The organism is Campylobacter sp. FOBRC14 (assembly GCF_000287855.1).
GTDB classification, from domain to species: domain Bacteria; phylum Campylobacterota; class Campylobacteria; order Campylobacterales; family Campylobacteraceae; genus Campylobacter_A; species Campylobacter_A curvus.
Map to the genome: position 1 here is coordinate 31,423 of NZ_ALJJ01000016.1, position 16,786 is coordinate 48,208.

Below are 16,786 nucleotides of genomic sequence, written 5' to 3' on the forward strand. Positions count from 1 at the left end.
CTTTATTAATTAATATTAATTATCGTCTAGTAATTTTTGGGCTATTTGTTCGGCGCTTATGCCTAAATTTCGCTCAACATCGGCGGTGCTGCCATGCGGGATGAAAGCGTCATCATATTCAAAGCTTTTCACGCTGACGTCTAAAATTTTGTTCTCTTGCAAAAATGCACTCAAAATTTCACCGATGCCACCCCTTTTAGCGCTATCGCTGATGATATACCATTTTTTGCATTTATCCGCCAGCTCCAGCAAAAGCTCGCTATCAAGCGGCTTTGCAAATACAAGATCAATAAGCGTCGCATCGATGTTAGGGCTTATTAAATTTCGCACTGTATTTGCCTTGCCGACGCCGTTTCCATAGCCGATAAGCGCCACTTCGCCGCGACCCTTGGCTAAAATTTCGCCCTTGCCAAGCCTTAGATCTTTAGCCTCGAACTCATCTGTCAAGATAAATGCCCCTCTGGGATATCTAAATGCGCTTACGCCCTTGTAAGCGTAGGCGAATTCCATCGCCATTTTCATGCTCCGCTCGCACCTTGGCGCGAACATCACTACATTTGGTATGGCGTTAAAAAAACTTATGTCAAAAGCTCCTTGGTGTGTCTCGCCGTCCTCGCCTACGATACCTGCACGGTCCATCGCAAAGGTCATATTCGAGTTCATTATACAAGCATCATGTATGAGCTGGTCGTAAGCACGCTGCATAAATGTCGAGTAGATCGCGACAAACGGCTTAAAGCCCTCCTTAGCCATCGCAGCCATCGATGTCACGGCGTGCTGCTCGGCGATAGCCACATCCCAAAAGCGATCGGGGAATTTTTCTATGAGTGCATCCATGCCCGTACCTGTAGGCATCGCAGCCGTCACTCCTACGATATCCTCGTGCTCGCCCGCCATTTTAAGTAAATGCTCGCTAAAGATGGCAGTGGCTGATTTGTTGCTTTGTTTTTTGATAAATTCGCCGCTTTTTAGATCAAACGGCCCGACCCCATGCCAATTGGCATAATATCCTTCAGCAAATTCGTATCCCTTGCCCTTTAAGGTCTGCACATGCACGATGACTGGCTTTTTCATCGATCTTGCAGTCTCAAACGTGCTGATAAGCGAGCCAAGATCGTGCCCGTCCACCGGACCTATATACTCAAGCCCCAGCTCCTCAAAAAACATCCCAGGCGTGATGAGGCGTATGCCCTCCTCCATCCTACGCGCCATATATGCGGCGGAGTCGGGCATATAGCTTAGAAATTTCTCGACACGGCCTTTAAATTTTTGATAAAACTGCCCCGCCATCATTTGGCTTAGGTATTTGCTGAGCGCTCCAATAGGCTTTGAGATGCTCATCTCGTTGTCGTTTAGGATTATCACGCACGGATATTTGCGGTCTCCAAGCTCGTTTAGCGCCTCGTAAGCCATGCCTCCGCTAAGGGAGCCGTCTCCTATGACTGCTACCGGCAGGCGCTGCTCGTGCTTTAAATTTATCGCCTTTGCCGCTCCGACAGCCAGAGAGATCGAGGTCGAGCTATGGCCTGCGATGAAATAGTCGAATTTGCTCTCGCTTGGCTTCGTGTAGCCGCTTATGCCGCCAAATTTACGAAGGTTTTCAAAGCTTTCCCAGCGGTCAGTTAAGAGCTTATGCGCGTAGCTTTGATGGCTCACGTCAAATATAAAAGGATCGTTTTTCGCGTCAAAAACATAGTGCATAGCCACGATGATCTCGACTGCACCGATGTTTGAGCTAAGATGCCCGCCGTTTTTACTAACAGTGGTCAGAATTTTATCCCTGAGCTTATGACAAAGCTCCTCAAGGCCACTTAAATCCAAATTTTTAACGTTCAAATCCGTCATCACTCACCAACTAAACTCTTGAGCTTTTCCAACCTCGTCTCTATCGTAGCGTCGATATTTCCGCCTTCGCTGATGATGACTACGCCGCCTTTGCTTATAGCATCGTCCGGACTTATTTTTATGTGATCGTTTTTTGCAAACTGAGCCGTGAGATACTCGCTATCGCTGGGATTTACCTTGATCTGGATATTTTTCGCATCGCCTAGATCGCGCACGAGCGAGCTTGCCAAGGTGTGAGCTATCACGCTTGAATTTGCCGAAATTTCCTTTGATATGACCTCTTTTGCGATATTTATCGCAGTCCCGCCAAGCTCATCCTCGCTCTTTTTTAAAAATTCGTCAAATTTATCGTATTGATCGCTGAGTTTTTGCACGGACGAGCTAAAACGAGCCTCCAGCTCTTTTACCTGCGCTTCGTAAGCTTCATTGGCCTGTGCCAGGCCCTCGTTTTTACCGTCCTCTTTCGCGCGTGCGACTTCGGCTTCGAGGCGTTTATTGAATTCACTCTCTTGATTTTCGATCTGCATTTGAAGCTTGATGATGTTGCCGCTTAGCTCGTCGGTCTTTTTTAGCAGCTCCTCTACGAAATTCGAGTCAAATCCGCCGTGATTTTGGCTTTGGGGCTGCGAGCTTGGCATTTGATTTTGTAAATTCGGTGAAATTTTAGGCTCTTGCTTGATGTTTTCATGCTGGATATCTTCGCCATTTTCATCGCTTTTTTGCGTTGAAATTTGCTCGGCTCTTTGATCGCTTCCAAGCACCTTGAACCTATAGTTTTCTATAAAATGTGCCGACGAATTCTCACCGTTTATGACGCTGCTTTTCATTCTATCATCTCATCTGCTTCGCCGACTTGGAAGACTCCTTGATCGGCTAGAGTTTGGACGGTCTCGACAATGCGGCGCTGCGCCTCCTCGACATCTTTTACGCGAACGGCACCGAGGTATTGCATCTCCTCGTTAAAGGCTTCGGCGGCGCGCTGAGACATATTGCTTAAAAATTTCTCTTTTATAGCGTCGCTTGAGCCCTTAAATGCAACCATGAGATCCTTTTTATCGACATTTTTGAGTATCTCTCTGATAGCGGTTGCGTTGAGGTTGATGATATCTTCAAATGTAAACATGAGCTCTTTGATCGTCGTAGCGAGCTTATCATCAGCCGCTTCGATGCGCTCGATAGTCGTTTTGCTGGCCTTTTGACCGAGTCGGTTGAGCACTTCCGCCACCGCTCTTGGACCGCCGACCTCGACCTTGTAGGAGGTGAGGCTCTCGAGCTTGCCTTCGAGCACGGTAGAGACGCGCTTGATGACTGAAGGGCTGATGTCGCCTAGATTTGCCATCCTGATGATCACCTCGCCTCTAAGCTCGTCTGAAAAATAGCTAAGCGTCTCGGCCGCACTAGTCGCGTCCATGTGGGCTAGGATGAGCGCGATCGTCTGCGGGTGCTCTTTGACGATGAAATCGGCTAGCTGCTGAGGCTTTATCTTGCCAAGATAGCCAAAGCTTTTGGTGTTTTCCATGCTTTTGGCAAGCTTGTCTAAAATTTTCTGTGCAGCCTCCGGACCAAACGTACGGTATAAAATTTCCTTTGCATATTCCAAACCGCCGCTTCTCATGTATTGATTTGACTGCATGAGGGCGTAAAATTCCTCTAAAACGGCAGCGGCTACTTGCTTATCTATATTTCTGGCAGTCGCTATATAGCCTGAAATTTCAGTGATGACATCGACATCCATATGCGAAAAGATAAGGCTCGTAGCCTCCTCTCCGAGCTGTATGAGCAAAATAGCGATCTTTTCCGGCATCGAAAGGTCGTCATATACGATTTTTTGCTGATCGGTTAGTTTTATAGACATCAAATTTCCTTACGCAGATTAAAATCGTTATCGTTCTTGACCATCTCTTGAAGCAAATTAGCTATCTCCTCGCTACGTTCAAGTATGACCGTTTTCATCTTTTCAAGCAGCACGTCATATCGCAGCTCGTCCTCATTAAAGTCGCCGCTAAGGCCAAGCTGCTCCTCGACCTTCTTGCGAGCGGCCTTAAATTTCTCGAGTGTATCCTCGGCGTCGATCTCGATCTCTTCAAGCTCGTCTTGAGGTAGCGGCTCGTCCTCGTCCTTTGCCTCTTCAAGCATTTTTTGCATGAACGGTACGATGACCTTTTTGTAAAAGATATAAAGCAGCAACGCGGCAAAAATGTATTTTAACAGCGGCACGAACGGCAGGATATAGTTATGCATAAAGCCGTCCATCCTCTGGCTGGTGCTTACGTCCTTAGCCAGTTTGAACTCAAAATTATCAAGCGTGACCTCATCGCCGCGCTGCGCGCTATAACCGATGGCTTGCTTGATGAGGTTTGTTATGGAGTCTTTTTGCGCTTGCGTTAGAGCGACGTATTCGATATCGCCGGTCGGGTTGCCAGCTTCGTCTTTTTTAGGCTGATAAAGCCCGTCCACGACTACGGCCGCGCTTACTCTAACGATACTTGCAAACTGGCCTTTGATGTTGGTTATCTTCTTTGAAATTTCATAATTAGTCTGCTGCGAGCTTTTGTTGTATTGCTCTTTTATATTGCTGTCGCTCAGCCCTTGCACCGGACCGATGTTGCTTACTGCACCGGGCACGCCTTGGATCTCGTTTGGTGCGCTGCCTTGGCGCTTTTCTTCGATATTGCTCTCGCTTCTTACGACATTGTTAGGATCGTATGTCTCGCTTTGGCTATCTTTTTTGTCAAAATCAAAGTCGATATTCACCTTGGCTACGACGCGGTCAGTCCCACCCACGATAGGGGCTAGGACGTTTATGATCTTTTGCTCGTAGTTGGTTTCAAATTCTCTTTTATAGCGGATCTGCTGAGCTATCATATCGCTGTCAAATTCGCCGTCCTCCTCGCCAAGTGCGACGCCGTCTTGATTGACAATCTTGACATTTTCGGTGTTTAGGTTAGTGACTGCGGCGGCTACGAGGTTTTTGATACCAAAAATTTGCTTGGCGCTAAGGCTCACACCGGGCTTTAGCTCGACCACGATAGAAGCGGTCGGAGGCGACTGACGCTCGGTGAATACGCTCTCTTTTGGTATAGCGATACGAACGGTCGCTTTTTGAATAGAGGATAAGCTCTCGATAGTGCGTGCCAACTCACCTTCAAGTGCACGCTGAAATTTCACGCGCTGCTCGGCGTCTGTAGAGCCAAATTCTTGTTTGTCGAAAATTTCAAAGCCGATCTTGCTCTCTTTTGGGATACCCAGAGTGGCAACGGCGATGCGCTCTTTATAAACATCACCCGTAGGCACTAATATCGTGCCCTCGTTGGCAAGCTTGTAGCTGACGCTGTCTTTGTTTAGCTGATCGATGATAAGAGCCGAGTCGTTAGGACTGATATTTTCAAACAAAACGCTATAACCAGCGTATGTATCGCCCTTCATATCCTTATAGATGCTCAAAAACACCAAAAATCCGACGACAACGACGATAGAGCCCGCCGCGACTATCTTTTGCCTTAGCGAAAGCTTTTGATAAATCTGACTGATTTGATGAAGTAATGCCTTAAAATCCATATCTTCACTTTAAATTTTGCTTTAATTCTTCAAAAACCCTATCGTTTTGCCACGACTGACCGATCGTGATACGAAACGCATTTAGTTTATAGCTTTTTAAATCCCTCAAAATTATACCCTTTTTTAGCATGTTTTGAGAAATTTCGCTCGCGCTTTGTTTGTCAAATTTAAACGTTATGAAATTCGTATAGCTTGGGATGAACTCTATATCGGCTTCGCGTGCAAAGGCCTCGTAGCGCGCCATTTGCTTGAGATTGTTTTCAAGCGTTTTAGTGACGAATTCCTCATCTTTTAGCGCTTCGATCGCAGCCTTTAGGCTAAGGGTCGTGATATTAAAAGGCGCTCTAAGCTTGCCAAGCTCGCTTATGATGCTCTCCTTGGCGATGCCGTATCCTACGCGCATGCCGCCAAGCCCGTAAGCCTTTGAAAACGTTCCGAGGTAGATCACGTTTTTAAATTTTAAAATTTCACTTGGCTCGATGCCTTTTCTAGCGTCTTTGAATTTTGCGAATTCATTATACGCGCAGTCAAGCACGACAAGCACGTCCTCATCGATACACTTTAAAAACTCATACACCTCTTTTGTATCCAGACACTCGCCAAGAGGGTTGTTTGGCAGGCATAAAAATATTACCGAAATTTCATCTTTATGCGCCTCGTAAATTTCTAAAAATTCAGCCAGATCATGCTCTTGCGACCTCGTGCGGTAAATTTTAGCGCCCACTTGCTTGGCGTAAATTTCATACATCGCAAAGGTCACGCCAGCCATCAAGACGGCGCTTTTGGGGTTTGCCTTGGCGTGCAGGCAAAATTCTATTATCTGGTCGCTTCCCGAGCCGATTATTATATTTTTAGCGCCCACGCCAAATTTAGCCCCAAGCGCCTCTTTTAGCTCGAAATAGCTGTCATCAGGATACAAAAACGCGTTTGAGGCTGCGCTTTTTATCGCCTCTACTACGTGCGGGCTGGTACCAAAAGGGTTTTCGTTGCTGGCAAGCTTGATCACGTCTTTGGCCTCTATGCCAAATTCTCTAACGACAAGCTCGATAGGCTTGCCCGCCTCGTAATTCACAAGTCCGGCTAAATTTTCATTAAATTTCATCACTCATCTCCGTTTAGATAACTTCCAAGCCAAGTCACTTCAGCACCGCACTCTTTTATCGCCTCAAAGGCGTTTCGCACCCTCTCGTCATCGATATGTCCCTCAAAATCCAGATAAAACACGGACTTGAACTCTCGCTGCTTGATAGGGCGAGACTCAAGCTTTGTTATGTTTATGTTTTCGTTTTTGAAAATTTGCAGCAGATCCACGAGACTGCCCGGCTTATGATCGGTCTTTGCCAGGATCGAGGTCTTTGAGTTTTCGCTCCTTGCGTTTTTAAAGTCGCTTAGGATGAAAAACCGCGTCCTGTTGGCCATATTATCCTCGATCGTCTCGTAAAGGATAGGCACGTTGTGAATTTTAGCCGCGATCTTAGAGCATATCGCAGCCGAATCAGCCTGCATAGAGGCTAAATGCGCCGCCTCGGCGGTAGATCTGGCAGGGACGAATTCTATATCAGAAAGCATATGATCGTCTAAAAATTTACGGCATTGATTGTAGCCTTGAGGATGCGAATATATGCGCTTTATATCCTTTAAATTTTCACTGATGCTAACGAAGCTATGGTGGATATCGAGGTAAAGCTCGGCGACTATCTTGATGCCTTCAAATTTCCTCAGACAATCAAGCGTAGTGCCTACTGCGCCTTCGGTGTTGTTCTCGATCGGCACGACGCCGTATTTGGCTTCTTTTTGCACGAGCTTCGTAAATACAGCCTCGATAGTAGCCAGCGGCAGATACGAGCTCATCGCACCAAATCTACTCTCCGCGGCCTGATGCGTATATGTGCCCTCCGGCCCCAAGTAGGCTATCTTTTGAGGCGATTCTAGGTTTCTGCTGACGGCAAAAATTTCGAGATAGATGGCCTCGATGGCGGCTTTATTAAGCGAGCCGTCCTTGCTCTCGTTTACGAGGCGGCTTATGATGGCTCGCTCGCGCTCAGGCCTATAAATAGGCGCACCACTGGTTTGTTTTAGCTTGCCTATCTTTTTGACGAATTCCATTCTTTCATTTAGCTTCGTCAAGATAAGATCGTCGATCACGTCAATTTGCTTTCGCAAGTCGTTAAGCTCTTGCATTTTCGCCCTTATATGAATTCTTTTTCAAGCGCGATTATATCCTCGAAATTTTCGCGCTTTCTAATCAGCCTGTGAGCTTTGTCCTGCACCGCGACTTCGGCTGCGCGTGCACGAGAGTTGTAGTTTGAACTCATGCTAAATCCGTAAGCTCCGGCACTTTTTATAACGATGATATCGCCGCTCTCGCAAGCGGGCAAATTTAAATTTTTAGCGAAAAAATCGCCGCTCTCGCAGATAGGTCCGACCACGTCGCAAGCCCCCGCACTAGTGTTTTTACCCACGACGCTTATACCATGATAGGCGCCGTATAGGCTTGGACGTATGAGATCGTTCATCGCTCCGTCTACGATGATGAAGCGCTTTTGTTTGTTGAATTTCTCATATAAAACGCTAGTTAGGAAATATCCGGCGTTTCCCACGATGAAGCGTCCTGGCTCGCAGACTATCGTAACGTCCTGGCCGCCAAGCTTGGCTAAGATCCCTTGTGCGTAGTCGTATAGGCTGATGTCGGTCTCGTTTTGATAGATGATGCCTATACCGCCACCCACATCAAAGAATTTTATATCTATCTCAAGCGCTTTTAGCTCGCGCATAAGCTCACTCACGATGCCTGCAGCCTCGATGATAGGCTCGATATTTGTTAGCTGCGAGCCGATGTGAAAATGCACTCCCACGGGCTCGAGAGCGGCGGAATTTTTTGCATGGATATACATTTTTTTCGCGGTGCTTATATCGACGCCAAATTTATTTTCATTTAGTCCTGTCGAGATATAAGGATGAGTTTTGGCGTCTACGTCAGGATTTACGCGGATACTTATACGAGCCTTTAAATTTAGCTTTTTTGTGATATCTTCGAGGCGATACATCTCGGCCTCGCTCTCTAAATTTATCATCAAGATATCGCTTTTTAGCGCTTCTTCTAGCTCATCGTCGCGTTTACCTACACCGCTTAGGATAATCTGATATTTTTTAGCTCCGGCTAAGAGCGCTCGCCTGACCTCGCCGATACTGACACAATCAAATCCCGCCCCAAGAGATGCTAAGAGCTTTAAAACGCTTAAATTCGAATTTGCCTTAACGGCATAGCAGATCAGGGATTTTCTAGCTGAAAATGCGTCTTTTAGCATATTGTAGCGGTTTGTTATGTAGTCGAAATCATAAACGTAAAGCGGGGTGCCATATTCGCGAGCGAGCTCATTAAAATCCATAAAAACAGCCTTTGTTAAAATGGCTTGATTTTACAAAAAAAATGCCAAAATTTGGCTTAACGATGGGTTTTTAAGAGATATATGCCGTATGCAAAAAGCAAAATCACAGGCAAAACGATGCCAAATTCAGGCAAGATGACCGAGCTTTGCGCAAATCTGGTCAAAACGAACAAGACCCCCCAGATCACGAGCGTGATGACGACAAAGATGAAGCTAGCGAACGCGAGGTTGAAAAATCGTCCGGTCATAGGCAGATGATAGTAAAGTACGAGTATCAAAAACGGCGCGAAAAACGGCGCGATAGCAAGGCTGTAAAAGGCTGATTTTACGCTATCAAGCTCGACGCCCTCGTTTTTAAACGTAAAGATAAAATCAAGCGTATCTGGTATGCTAAATCTTGCGCCGTCAGCGGCGTTCGCGCTTTCGATGCTTTTTGGCTTAAAGCCGCTAAGCGCGTCGAGCTCGTCAAAATTTTGCACGCTAAGCCCTTTCTGCCCTAGACGCAGATCCTTTGGAAGCAGAGTTTGATTCACATCTTGCAGCTGCCAGTGGTTATTTTTAAATTTAGCCCCGTCCGCAAAAGTGGTCGATAAAAGATCGGTGCCGTTTATGTCAAATATCCTGACGTCTTTTGCATTTTTTTGCGAGGCGCTGAGCTCTTTTATGTATATGAATTTGCCCTCAAATTTCAAAAAAGAGTCCGTCGTGCTCTTTGAAAAGCTCGTATTCTTGGCGATACTTTTTTGATAATCATAAGCGTATGCAAACGGCGTGCAGTTTAGCCCGACATACAAAAACGTGACGGCAAGGGCGATGAAAAATGGCGGCAAGATGAGCCCGTTTTTACTGACCCCCAGCGCATAAAAGCTCACGAGCTCGTTTGATCGCACCATGTTTATATGTGAGATGATGAGGGCGAACACAAGCGAGATAGGCATGACGTAAGATACTGCAGAAAGTAATGTGAGGCCTACGTAAAGTAGCTGAAGGTTGGCGGAATTTGGCAGGTCTTTTAAATTTGTCAAAAGATCAATGCCTACGTAAAAGAGCTCGAGCGCGAAAAATACTATCAAAAACGACTTTAGATAGACCCAGCCAACGTATCTTGCGTAGAGGTTTAGCTTCACAAAACGCCCTTTTTGATAGTAAATTTTTGAGCTACGCTTTCGATATCGCTTTTTATGAGCTCATTTACAGCTTGTGTGCCGTACTCTAAAATTTCAGCCAAATGCTCTTTTTCCTCAGGGCTAAATTCGCCAAGCACGAAATTTGCTGCATTGCCGCTTCGTCCGATGCCGATACGAACGCGCTCGTAGTCGTTTCCTATTAAAGTATCGATGGATCTTATACCGTTGTGCCCGCCACTACTACCACCCTTTTTAAATTTCATCGCACCAAAAGGCAGATCCAGATCGTCATGTATAACGATAATGCGCTCGGGTTTATAAAAATCATTCACGGCTTTGACGCTATTGCCACTTAAATTCATAAAAGTAGTCGGCTTTAGCAGGAGTAAATTTGAATATTTAAAAAGCTCGCCTTGAAATTTAGAGGAGCTAACATCGGTGAAATTTGAATTTTTAAGCGCATCTATAAGCATGAAGCCTATATTATGGCGTGTGTTTTCGTATTTTGAGGTGGGATTTCCCAATCCCACTATAAGCGTCATCTAAGCCCTTTTACTTAGCTTTTATGACCCCAAGAACAGCGACACGATCGGCATCTACTATGCTGACGCCGGCAGGTGCTGTTATATCGCGAACCAAAATAGTATCGTCAACATCAAGCTTGCTGACATCTATGTCGAATGAATTTGGTAAATTTTCAGCAGTGCATTTTACGCAAAGCCTTCTTTTTGACTGGATCAAAACACCCTTATTTTTAAGGCCGACAGGCGTACCGATAGGATTTACAGGGATCATATATTTTGATAAAACGCCAGGAAGCGCCACTTTTAGATCGACGTGTTTAAGGTCATTTGTGACGACGTCTCTTTGATAATCAACGATGACGACGTTATAAACTTTGCCGCCAACCTTTACGTCAAACGCAAGGGTCTCTTTCTTGCGAGCCTCTTTTATAAAGTCGTTGACTTTAAAAGCCGCTGCAACATTCTCTAACCCCTTACCGTAAATGTTCGCGATTAGATAACCATCTCTTCTCAAAGCCTTTGCAGACTTCTTACCGATACTCTCTCTAACGATACCTTCTAACATCGTTGTCCTTTCGTAAAAAATAGAGGCTGATTGTAGCTAAAACTTTATAAATTTCAGATAAAGCTTCAATCTATCTCTTTTAGCGCGATCACGTCTCTTTGTATGCTTTTGGCAAACGGATTTTTGCTATTTTGAGCCTGAGCGCTCTCTTCTCTGGCTAAATTCACATTTTTGATCTTGATCTCAAGATCGCTTCGTTTCGTAGCCTTTTCCAAAGCCTCCGCAGCACTGATAGTGTCGCTTTCGTAAAGCTCCAATAAATGCTGATCGAAAGTTTGCATGCCGTAAGTGTTCTTACTCTCTGCGATCGCCGTATAGATATCATCGCTCTTGCCTTCGGTGATGATCTCTTTTATGCGGGCGTTGTTTATGAGCACCTCAACTGCAGGGCGTCTAGTGTTATTCGTGGTTCGCACCAAACGCTGAGAGATGATAGCGTCTAAAACAGAAGCCAGCATCACCTTTACACGGTGCTGATCGCTCTTACCAAACATGCTAACTATCCTATTCACGCTCTCTTTAGCATCTAGCGTATGTAACGTAGAGAGCACGAGGTGTCCGGTCTCAGCCGCATGCATCGCAGTCTCTATCGTCTCAAGATCACGCATCTCGCCTACTAATATGATATCAGGATCCTCTCTTAACGAGGCTCGCAGGGCGTCTGAGAAATTTAGCGCGTCTTGCCCGATGGAGCGCTGATTGATTATGCTTTGCTCGTCGTTGTAGACGTATTCTATCGGATCTTCTATCGTGATTATGTGGCGCTTTTGGGTCTTGTTTATGCGATTTATCATGCTGGCAAGCGTCGTTGTCTTGCCGCTTCCGGTAGGCCCTGTGACTAAGATGATGCCTCTGTTTGCGTTATCGCAAATTTTTTCTATCACCCTTGGAAGGTGTAGCTCTTTAATCTGTGGAATTCTAGCCGGGATGACCCTAAAAACCGCCGAGACTCCGTCCATCTGAAAAAACATATTCGCACGAAAACGGTAGTTTTCATTTAGCTTGTAGGTAAAATCGACGTTCCTGTTTGCCACCAGGTCTTTAAAATTTGTCCTAAGCAGCTCCTTTGCAAGCGTCAGGCCGTCCTCTTTACTCAAAATTTCATCGCTCATCGTGACGATCTCACCGTTAAACCGCCCGCGTATGAAGCTACCGGACTTAACGTGCAGATCGCTACCTCCATTGTCTATGAGGCGCTGCAAATATACATTTAGCTTATCACGGAGCTTGAAGTCAAGCTCGTTTATATTGATCTCAGCAGGTTGCGCGTTCATTGCAGTGTTTTCATGATATCGTCAAATGCTGTGACAAACTGCTTTAGCCCGTCGTTTAAAAGCTCTTTATAAACCGCGTTCATATCGATACCGGTATTTTTTACCACTTCAAAAAAGCTTGCGATATTTTCTTTACCGGGAGCTTCTTTAGGGGTGGCTTTTTCTTTTATAAATTCTCTTATGGTATCGATCGGAGTGGTATTTATGCAGTTTTTATACATCAGCTCTCTTACGTAGTGATCGGCTCTTAGCGTACCGCCCTTTACTCCGGTGCTTGCAAAAAGCGTCCTTACGTTATTTAGGGCTCTATCCTCGATGATACGATAGATATTTGCCGCGTTCATTATGCCTATTTGTGCTGTAGGAAGGCTGTTTTGAGCCATTTTTTCATCAAGGAGCCTATCAAAGCGACTAACGAACACGCTTATCAAGCCTTTTGGCAAGGTCGTGCCAATAAAGCGTTTTTCATAAATTTTAGTACCCGCTTCAAAGGCGTCAAGACAAGATTTAGCCTGCTCTGGTGAGAAAACAAGCGTCGCATTCACGCTTATGCCTCTAGCTATCAGCGCGCTCATCGCCTCAAAGCCCTCTTTGGTGGCTGGGATTTTTATCATCACGTTTGGCATGCTTATCAGACTATAAAGCCTCACGCCCTCTTCTATCGTGCCTGTCGTATCGCCGCTTAAATTCGGATCGACCTCGATACTGACAAAGCCGTCGTCATCGTCGGCAAAATTTTTAAGTAGCCTGCAAGCTGCCATTTTTATATCTTGCGTGGCTAAAATTTCATACATATCCTTAGGATGACGCTTGCCACTTGTGAGGATGACGTCTTTATACGCTTTAGAGGTCGAAAAGACCGCTTTAAATATAGCCGGGTTGCTGGTCGCACCGTTTATGACGCCGTTTGCAAGTAGTCTCAAAAACTCGCCGTCAATAAATTCTCGTTCGATAAAATCGCACCAAAGCGAAAATTTCACATCTTTGTCATACATATCTTTACCTTACAAATTTTAAAATTTCTCGTAAATCTTTTACATCGACGCAGTGAGTCGCGGCTCTTTTTAAAATTTCTTTCGCACAAAAGGCTATTTTCAGGTCTGAGCGCTCAAACATAGAGATATCGTTCGCACCGTCTCCGACACACATCGTCTCACTCGGGCTAAAATTTAGTAAATTTTGCACGCGTTTTAGCATATCGCCCTTTGAGCTGCCAAACATCATCTCGCCCCCGACAAGGCCGCTTAGGACGCCATCTTTATGGTGCAAGATATTTGCAAAGCTCTCGTCAAAGCCTAGCTTTTTTTGCATCGCATCCGTAGCTAAATGAAAACCGCCGCTAAAAATAACGACTCTGATATTTTTGCTTTTTAGCTCGGCTATAAGCTGCGCCGCTCCGTTCATCGGCGGTAAATTTTCGCAAATTTCACGTGCCATGGCAAGGGGCATGCCTTTTAAAAAAGAGACTCGTTCACTCAAGCTCTCGAAAAAATCAAGCTCGCCCGCCATCGCTCTTTTGGTTATCTTTGATACCTCATCACCCACACCGTAAGCGCCGGCGAGACTATCTATCGTCTCACCGTCCATTATCGTCGAGTCAAAGTCAAAGACGCAAAGCTTTATCAAAATTTAGCCCTAAAAATCACGCTTTAAAAGGCTTTCTACTTTCAAGATAGTAAGGATATTTTGATCGCGCTTACCGATGCCGTATATCATGCCTTTATCTTTTACTAAGGTTTCTGGTGGCGGATCGATCCTGTTTCTGTTTATCCTGATGGCCTCCGTTAGGCGGTCTATCACAAAGCCCGCGATGTTGTCCTCGTCTTTCATCACGATATATCGCGTGCTGGCACTTTGCTTCGTGACATTCAGCGAAAAGCGTTTACGCAGATCTATAAGAGGGATGACGTTTCCGCGTAAGTTGAATACGCCAAGAACGTAATCAGGCACGCTAGGAACGCGTGTAAATTCTATGGGTTTTATTATCTCCTGGATATTTAAGATCGGTATAGCATACTCTTCTTCACCTACGACAAAGCCTACGAGCTGAACTATATCATCGCTGTTTTTCGTCTCGGGGCCGCTTATTTGCTCCTTTTGCTTACTTAGAACTTGGCTTAATTTATCATTCATAGCTCACCTCTAACCTAATTTTATATTTTTTCTAACGACATTTTCAAGATACTCGGCCGAATAAGGTTTGGTTATATACTCGGTCATGCCTACCTCTACGCCGCGAAGCCTATCCGTCTTTGACGTCCTTGAAGTAACGGCTATTAGTGGCAACGTGCGGTATTTTGAATACTTGCGAATTTCACCTGCTAGCGTGTAGCCGTCCATCCTTGGCATCTCGATGTCTATGAGCACCGCATCGAAAGCATGCTCGCCGGATTTTATGATGTTAAGCGCCTCGACGCCGTTTGTCGCCTCGACTACGGTCACTCCGGTCGGCTCTAGAGCCTTTTGCATGATACTTCTATCCATTTTTGAGTCATCTACGATGAGCACTTTGTAATCGCTCGGTTTTTCTTTGACCTTTGACGCCTCGTCCATCTCAGCTCTGATATTTACTTTGATATCCTTAGCCATCTCCATCATAGCGCCAACGTCGATGATGAGAGTGACTCGTCCGTCGCCTCTGATCGTAGCGCCCGCTATGCCGGGGATGTTTTGTAGATAATCTCCCATCGACTTGATTACGATCTCTTCTTGACCTACGAGCGTATCTACGATGATACCAAGTTTAGCCTCGGCGACACCGATGATGACGACATAGGTTTGATCCCCGCCGTCAAAGACCTTGCTAACGCCAAATACATCTGAAAGGCGCACGAGCGAAAGCACCTCGTCTCGCAAGCGAAGGACGTTTTTACCGTCGATCGTATAGATATCATCGATCGGCACACGAACCGTCTCAAGCACACTAGCAAGCGGGATAGCGTAAAATTCTTCCTGAGTTCCCACGAGCAATGACTGTATGATCGCGAGCGTGAGAGGAATTTTAAGCTTCATCACCGTGCCTTTACCGACCTCGCTCTCGATATCGATGATTCCGTTTAGTTTTTCGATATTAGTCTTGACGACGTCCATACCTACGCCGCGTCCAGAAACGTTCGTGACCTTGGCTGCCGTAGAAAAGCCCGGCTTAAATATGAGTCCAAACGCCTCTTTCTCACTCATCGCATCGGCTTCACGCTCGGTGATGATGCCTTTTTCGATAGATTTTGCTTTGAGCATATCAGCGTCAAGTCCTTTACCGTCATCGACGATCTCGACTACGATATGGTTGCCCTCGTTATAGGCTTTTAGCTGAACTGTGCCCTTCTCGCTCTTTCCGGCGGCTTTTCTAGTCTCAGGATCTTCGATGCCGTGATCGCATGAATTTCTGATGATATGCACCAGCGGATCGCCGATCTCTTCGACGATAGACTTGTCAAGCTCGGTCTCTTCACCTGAAATTTCAAGGTCGATCTGCTTGCCAAGCTCGCGGCTAAGATCCCTTATCATACGCGGGAATTTATTAAACACCTTGGCGATCGGAAGCATCCTGGTCTTCATGACCGCAAGCTGGATGTCGGTAGTCACGAGGCTTAGGCTGGAGACCACTTGGTTTAGCTCCTCTAAGAATTTCTCGCCCTCGTAGCGCTCCTCGACATCATCATAAATTTTAAGCAGCCTGTTTTTACCAAGGACCAGCTCGCCGATGAGATTCATCAAGTGATCGAGGCGTTTGACCTCGACGCGGATGGTTTGCTCTTGAGCTATCGCACCGCCGCTGACTGCAGGCACTTTTTTATCGGCGTCTTTTTCTTTTGACGCAGGTGCGGCCTTAGGTGCTGGCGCAGGAGTCGGTTTTGGCGCTGCGCTTTCTGCGGTAGCCGCAGGTTTTGCGCCTCCTGCTTTAGATGCGCGGCGTGCTTGATCCTCGGCCTTTCTGACTTTTAAAAGACGCTCTATCTCGGCCTCGACCTCATCGTCGCTAAGCTTTGAGAGATCAGCATCGTCGATATCGTGATGCTCTTCAGTCGTCGCTTGAGCCGGCTCCTCAGGTGCCGGCGCTGGCTCGGACGGCGTGACAGGAGCGCTAGGCTCGGCAGCAGACGGTGCTTCGCCCTCTGAAATTTGCGTCAAACGGGCGCATATATTTTTGATATCTATGCCGGCATCAGTGTCGTTACCATGATCTCGGATACTATGTAACAATCCCTTCATCATATCGACAGACTCAAGCACCACGTCCATGACATCAGGCGTCATCTTGAGCTCTTCTTTTCTAGCTTTGTTGAGCACGTCCTCCATATGGTGTGTAAGCTCGGTCAAAACGTCGAAATTCAAGAACGATGAGCTACCTTTTACCGTGTGAGCCACGCGGAAAATTCTATTTAAAAGCTCGAGGTCTTCAGGGTTGGCCTCAAGCTCGACGAGATCGTGATCTATCTGCTCAATAAGTTCGAAAGCTTCTATCAAGAAGTCTTCCATTATTTCTTTCATATCATCCATGTTT

At 46.0% G+C, this 16,786-nt stretch carries 15 protein-coding genes; all 15 read right to left on the reverse strand.

Features of this window, described 5'->3' with window-relative positions; all coding sequences use genetic code 11:
* Nucleotides 1–15: 15 nt before the first annotated feature.
* The 15 genes from dxs to HMPREF1139_RS07570 all read right to left on the reverse strand — a co-directional run bounded on the left by dxs (nt 16) and on the right by HMPREF1139_RS07570 (nt 16,782).
* A complete protein-coding gene (gene dxs, locus HMPREF1139_RS07500) occupies nt 16–1,845 on the reverse strand; it encodes a 1-deoxy-D-xylulose-5-phosphate synthase (RefSeq protein ID WP_009650799.1) in 1,830 nt (609 codons plus the stop codon).
* A complete protein-coding gene (fliH, locus tag HMPREF1139_RS07505; RefSeq protein WP_009650874.1) occupies nt 1,845–2,672 on the reverse strand; it encodes a flagellar assembly protein FliH in 828 nt (275 codons plus the stop codon). Before fliH ends, dxs begins: the two co-directional genes overlap by 1 nt.
* Complete coding sequence (gene fliG, locus HMPREF1139_RS07510; protein WP_009650944.1) at nt 2,669–3,700, reverse strand: flagellar motor switch protein FliG; 1,032 nt, start codon at nt 3,698–3,700, stop codon at nt 2,669–2,671. Before fliG ends, fliH begins: the two co-directional genes overlap by 4 nt.
* Nucleotides 3,700–5,403, reverse strand: coding sequence for a flagellar basal-body MS-ring/collar protein FliF (fliF, locus tag HMPREF1139_RS07515; protein WP_009650868.1), 1,704 nt, complete (start codon nt 5,401–5,403; stop codon nt 3,700–3,702). Before fliF ends, fliG begins: the two co-directional genes overlap by 1 nt.
* 4 nt (nt 5,404–5,407) lie before the next feature.
* A complete protein-coding gene (gene hisC, locus HMPREF1139_RS07520) occupies nt 5,408–6,505 on the reverse strand; it encodes a histidinol-phosphate transaminase (protein WP_009650783.1) in 1,098 nt (365 codons plus the stop codon).
* The gene (pheA, locus tag HMPREF1139_RS07525; RefSeq protein WP_009650891.1) at nt 6,505–7,584 is read right to left on the reverse strand and encodes a prephenate dehydratase; all 1,080 of its coding nucleotides are present in this window, start codon (nt 7,582–7,584) and stop codon (nt 6,505–6,507) included. The genes hisC and pheA overlap by 1 nt, the downstream gene beginning before the upstream one ends.
* An 8-nt stretch (nt 7,585–7,592) precedes the next feature.
* A complete protein-coding gene (gene lysA / locus HMPREF1139_RS07530) occupies nt 7,593–8,792 on the reverse strand; it encodes a diaminopimelate decarboxylase (RefSeq protein WP_009650951.1) in 1,200 nt (399 codons plus the stop codon).
* A gap of 56 nt (nt 8,793–8,848) precedes the next feature.
* Entirely contained in the window at nt 8,849–9,919 is a 1,071-nt protein-coding gene (locus HMPREF1139_RS07535) for an LptF/LptG family permease (RefSeq protein ID WP_009650809.1), read from the reverse strand.
* Nucleotides 9,916–10,461 (reverse strand): aminoacyl-tRNA hydrolase, encoded by a 546-nt coding sequence (pth, locus tag HMPREF1139_RS07540; RefSeq protein ID WP_009650877.1) that lies wholly within the window; start codon nt 10,459–10,461, stop codon nt 9,916–9,918. Before pth ends, HMPREF1139_RS07535 begins: the two co-directional genes overlap by 4 nt.
* Before the next feature lie 10 nt (nt 10,462–10,471).
* On the reverse strand, nt 10,472–11,008 hold the full coding sequence (locus tag HMPREF1139_RS07545) for a 50S ribosomal protein L25/general stress protein Ctc (RefSeq protein ID WP_009650836.1): 537 nt from the start codon (nt 11,006–11,008) through the stop codon (nt 10,472–10,474).
* A 65-nt stretch (nt 11,009–11,073) separates the two neighbouring features.
* Entirely contained in the window at nt 11,074–12,282 is a 1,209-nt protein-coding gene (locus HMPREF1139_RS07550) for a type IV pilus twitching motility protein PilT (RefSeq protein WP_009650929.1), read from the reverse strand.
* Complete coding sequence (locus HMPREF1139_RS07555) at nt 12,279–13,277, reverse strand: transaldolase (protein WP_009650796.1); 999 nt, start codon at nt 13,275–13,277, stop codon at nt 12,279–12,281. The genes HMPREF1139_RS07550 and HMPREF1139_RS07555 overlap by 4 nt, the downstream gene beginning before the upstream one ends.
* 4 nt (nt 13,278–13,281) lie before the next feature.
* Nucleotides 13,282–13,908: a phosphoserine phosphatase SerB gene (gene serB, locus HMPREF1139_RS07560; protein WP_009650866.1), complete on the reverse strand. Its 627-nt coding sequence runs from the start codon at nt 13,906–13,908 to the stop codon at nt 13,282–13,284.
* 9 nt (nt 13,909–13,917) lie between these two features.
* Nucleotides 13,918–14,415, reverse strand: a complete 498-nt coding sequence (locus HMPREF1139_RS07565; protein WP_009650897.1) for a chemotaxis protein CheW — start codon at nt 14,413–14,415, stop codon at nt 13,918–13,920.
* A gap of 9 nt (nt 14,416–14,424) precedes the next feature.
* On the reverse strand, nt 14,425–16,782 hold the full coding sequence (locus tag HMPREF1139_RS07570; RefSeq protein WP_009650824.1) for a hybrid sensor histidine kinase/response regulator: 2,358 nt from the start codon (nt 16,780–16,782) through the stop codon (nt 14,425–14,427).
* Nucleotides 16,783–16,786: the final 4 nt, after the last annotated feature.